Below are 4,435 nucleotides of genomic sequence, written 5' to 3'. Positions count from 1 at the left end.
AGTTAAGAACTTGAAAGTTCTTAAACATTTTAATGCTTTAGATCCTGTCCAACGATCAGCATGCTAAATACTATTGCTGGAAGAAACATAGCATAGTCAGAATATACGGCAGAATCACTAGTGAATAAACTTGGAACCATCTCTTTCCAGAGGTTATTGTATTAGCATTACATCCCCCCTTTCAAAATACCAAGCCCTATTATTCAACTATATCACTCAGCCATCCCCCATATCATGTGGTCCTGCTCATAAAAACCTCATTTTCCTACAAGACATCAGGTCGGCAAATGAGTCCTCTGAATCTTTAAAGAAGTATATTATGTGACGGCGATTAAGCACACCAACGATAAGCTGAAGGCTACTCGCCGTCACAATGAAACTGTTACTTATAGCATAATTAGATATTCTGTTCCAGGATTTCGGCAATATCTAATGCCTTAAGCTGCTCTCCGACTTCACGAGCGCCGATTCCATCAGCAATCATAGTAAGACAGAACGGACATGCAGTCCCAACATAATCTGTTTTTACAGCGATAGCTTCATCTGTACGCATTTCATTGATACGTAGCCCTTCGTGTTCTTCAAGCCACATACGGCCGCCTCCGGCACCACAGCAGAAACTCTTCTCGCCAGTATGAGCCATTTCTTTGATATCTAAGCCAACAGCTTTAAGCAATTCACGCGGTTGCTCGTAAATTTGATTATAGCGGCCTAAATAACAAGAATCGTGATAGGTGACCGATTTGTTGGCAACGCGGGAAAGTTTTAGCTTACCAGACTTAACTAAATCTAACAGGAATTCGGTATGGTGAATAACTTCGAAGTTTCCACCAAACTGCGGGTACTCATTTTTCAACAGGTTGTAACAGTGAGGGCATTGTGTGATGATCTTCTTCACCCCATGACCATTCATAACTTCAATATTTTCAGTGGCCAAGGAGAAGAATAAATACTCGTTGCCTAATTTACGCGCAGAGTCACCACAACATTTTTCTTCATTTCCCAAGATAGCAAATCGAACACCTGCTGCATTGAGTAATTTAACCAGAGCAGCAGACACTTTTTGATTGCGAGCATCAAAGGCTCCAGAACAACCGGGCCAATACAGATACTCAGCACCAGGATCTTCTTCAAAAGTTTTTACTCCCAGGTTAGTAAGGAAATCAGCACGTGTAGTCCAACCAATCCCCCAAGGATTACCATTGTTTTCCATATTCTTGAAGGCTAATTGAGCTTCTGCAGGGAATCTTGTTTCCATGAGAACTAGATTACGACGCATATCAATGGTTTTATCAACATGTTCAACAAATACAGGGCATTGTTGCTCACAAGAACGGCATGTCGTACAAGCCCAAAGGTCTTCTTCTGGAATCACTTCACCAATGAGCGCACGACCAGTCCACTCTTCAGTCTCGCTTGCCGCAGCTGCTTCTTGACCCTCAGCAGCATGAACTGAAGTTGCCTTTTCCTTTGCTGCTTCAACAGCTGCACCAGTTTCCTCCATAAGGACTTTCATATCTTGAATAATTCGTTTAGGACTAAGGTGTTTACCGCTCAAATACGCTGGACAGTTGTCTTGACAACGTCCACAACGTAGGCACACGTCCGTATTGAATAATGCTTTCCAGGAAAACTCTCGCAATTGGCTTTTCCCAAAGGTTTCAATACTTTCATCTTCGAAATCAATAAGTTCTGGAATACCGATTGGGCCACGGTGACGCATAAACTGGTTCCCTAGACCCAACAAGACATGGAACATCTTAGAATGTGAGAAATAACCAATAAATGTCATAGCAAGAACGAGGTGGAACCACCAAAGGAAACGGTGTAAGGACAAGAGTTGTGCTTCATTCATCGAAGCCTTTAGAGGAACTGCTATCCACTGTCCAATAAAGCCCCAACTAGCCCAAGGGTCTGATAAGGCAGCCATGCGGACGCCTTCAATAAGAAAACCAGTCAGTAAGATGACGAATAACAAAATAAGAGTAATGGCATCGTCTGTTTTATTGTCCAAACGATCTGGCCTTTTGATATAACGTCGATAGGCCGCCATGAGAATACCAATAACAGCTGCAAGTCCAAATATGTTGGCTGTTAACTTAATAAAAAGATAAAGCCAGCCATGAAAAATTTGTAAGCCAACATCCGCTTGGAGAGTAATAATTGCAGTTGCAAACGCTAAAAATACGAATCCCCAGAAAATAGCAAAGTGCATTATTCCAGGGTAGGAATCTTTGAGAATCCGTTTATGACCTAAGCCATAGACAATAACGTCTTTAATCCCTTGCCCAACGTCTTTCCAGCGATTTTCAGGTTGTCCTAATTTCCATAGCTGCACTCGCTTATATACACCGTAAGCAAAGAAAACAAGCGCGAAGATGAAGAGTAAATAAAGCCAATGCTCTCCTTCAATGTTCCAATACACTTGACGTGTGGCCATTCTTCTCTCTCCTTGTTCTATTTAGCGAAGCGCCTTTGAGAGGCGCTTCGCTAAATGTTATTCAAATTTATTTGACTATTTTCTTCAATTCTTCAGTCAACACAGGAACCACTTCAAAAAGGTCGCCTACAATACCGTAATCGGCAACGTTAAAGATGTTGGCTTCAGGATCTTTGTTAATGGCAACAATAAACTTTGAAGATCCCATACCAGCAAGATGCTGGATTGCTCCGGAAATTCCGCAAGCAATGTAGAGGGTCGGAGCAACCGTTTTTCCAGTTTGTCCAACTTGGAACTTGTGCTCTTTCCAACCGGAATCGACTGCCGCACGTGAAGCACCAACAGCCGCACCGATTACATCGGCTAAGGCTTCCAGGATCACATAATTTTCGGGGCCTTTCATTCCACGTCCACCAGAGACAATGATGTTGGCCTCAGTAAGGTCTGGACGTTCAGACGCTGCAATGGCAACTTCTTTAAGAATTGCGCGTAAATCAGCTGCATCGATATCCGCAGCTTCTTTGACAACTTCTGCGTTACGTGAAGCATCAGGTGCAGCTAAAGCGAAAGTATTGGGGCGAATTGTCGCCAAAATTGGGCGAACGTTCGAAGCAAGATACTCGAATGCTTTACCAGCATAGATCGGGCGTTTGAAGGTTAAGAAGCTGCTTGCGTCAGTTTCCATTCCTGTGCAGTCAGAGGCTAAGCCAACTCCCAGACGTTGTGCTAAACGAGGTGCAAGGTCTTTGCCAATAGCTGTGTTTCCGATTAATACGGCTTGTGGCTCTTCTTTGCGGATAAGCTTGTTAAGCGCAGAAGTATAAGCACCTGTCGTATAATCAGCCAATTTCGCATCATCAATAAGAATAACCTTATCTGCTCCATATGAAGCAACTGTAGAAGCAAGACCATCAATACCCTGACCGAGTACTACAGCTACTAAAGGCTCGCTAGTTTCATCTGCTATTTTCCGTCCTTGACTGAGAAGTTCTAATGAAACTTTACGAATTTCCAAGTTGCGTTGTTCAACGATAATCATAATTCCCTTTGCCATCTTAATTCCTCCCTTTACAGAATCTTAGCTTCTTCGTGCAAGAGTCGTGCCAATTCTTGAGCAGCCGGTGCGGCGTCACCAGGTATTTTGCGACCTGCTTGACGAGCATCAGGTAAAGTATATTTTAGTACGCTCATTTTTTGTGCTAAATCTCCTGCGCTAAGTCCAAGATCAGCGAGAGAGAGCGTTTGTAATGGCTTTTTCTTAGCTTTCATAATTCCTGCAACAGAAGGATAACGAGGATCATTTAGACCTTTTTGAGCAGTTATTACGAGTGGTAAGTCAGCCTCAATGGTCTCTGTTCCACCGTCAATTTCACGGGTCACAGTCGCATGAGTTCCAGCAATATCAAGTTTGAGAACACTGCTAATTGAAGGAACATTCAATATTTCTGCCAGGCGAACACCAATTTGACTAGCGCCATCATCAATGGCGATACGACCAGCCAAGAGAATATCACACGGAATTTGGGAGACTGCTTTGGCAAGGACTTCTGCGTTTGCCCATTCATCAGCATTTTCTAAAGCAGCATCGGTAACAAGAACCCCTTTGTCAGCACCCATTGCTAAACCAGTACGGATAGCTTCTTGAGCACGAGCACCTCCGATACTGACGATGGTCACCTCTCCACCCAATTTTTCTTTTAGCCGAATTCCCTCTTCAATGGCAAATTCATCGTATGGATTAATAATTAAATTAACCCCATTGGCGTCAATCTTGCCACTGCCATCTAGTACAATCTTAGCCTCAGTATCAAATGTTTGTTTGATGTAAACGACGATATTCATGCTTTCTCCTCCTAACTTTTCCTAGTTTGCCAAACAGGCACATTAGAGTAATTTATATTTGGACACCTCCCTGGAAACCAGGGGGAATGGTATCACCGTGTTTTGATAGCTCCCTAGCTATTGCCTCTATCTTCTACAAGACATTAAGCTTTG

3 protein-coding genes are annotated in these 4,435 nt (G+C 43.0%); all 3 read right to left on the bottom strand.

Annotated features, from left to right (window positions below):
• Positions 1-397: 397 nt before the first annotated feature.
• The 3 genes from DOT_RS21120 to DOT_RS21110 all read right to left on the bottom strand — a co-directional run bounded on the left by DOT_RS21120 (position 398) and on the right by DOT_RS21110 (position 4,282).
• A complete protein-coding gene (locus tag DOT_RS21120) occupies positions 398-2,440 on the bottom strand; it encodes a heterodisulfide reductase-related iron-sulfur binding cluster (RefSeq protein WP_009623336.1) in 2,043 nt (680 codons plus the stop codon).
• A gap of 67 nt (positions 2,441-2,507) precedes the next feature.
• Entirely contained in the window at positions 2,508-3,494 is a 987-nt protein-coding gene (locus tag DOT_RS21115; protein WP_009623334.1) for an electron transfer flavoprotein subunit alpha/FixB family protein, read from the bottom strand.
• A gap of 14 nt (positions 3,495-3,508) precedes the next feature.
• Positions 3,509-4,282, bottom strand: a complete 774-nt coding sequence (locus tag DOT_RS21110; RefSeq protein WP_009623332.1) for an electron transfer flavoprotein subunit beta/FixA family protein — start codon at positions 4,280-4,282, stop codon at positions 3,509-3,511.
• Positions 4,283-4,435 lie beyond the last annotated feature (153 nt).

This window comes from Desulfosporosinus sp. OT (assembly GCF_000224515.1).
Taxonomy (GTDB): Bacteria; Bacillota; Desulfitobacteriia; order Desulfitobacteriales; family Desulfitobacteriaceae; genus Desulfosporosinus.
Note: the sequence above shows the minus strand (reverse complement) of the source record. Positions and strands in the feature narration are given on the sequence as shown.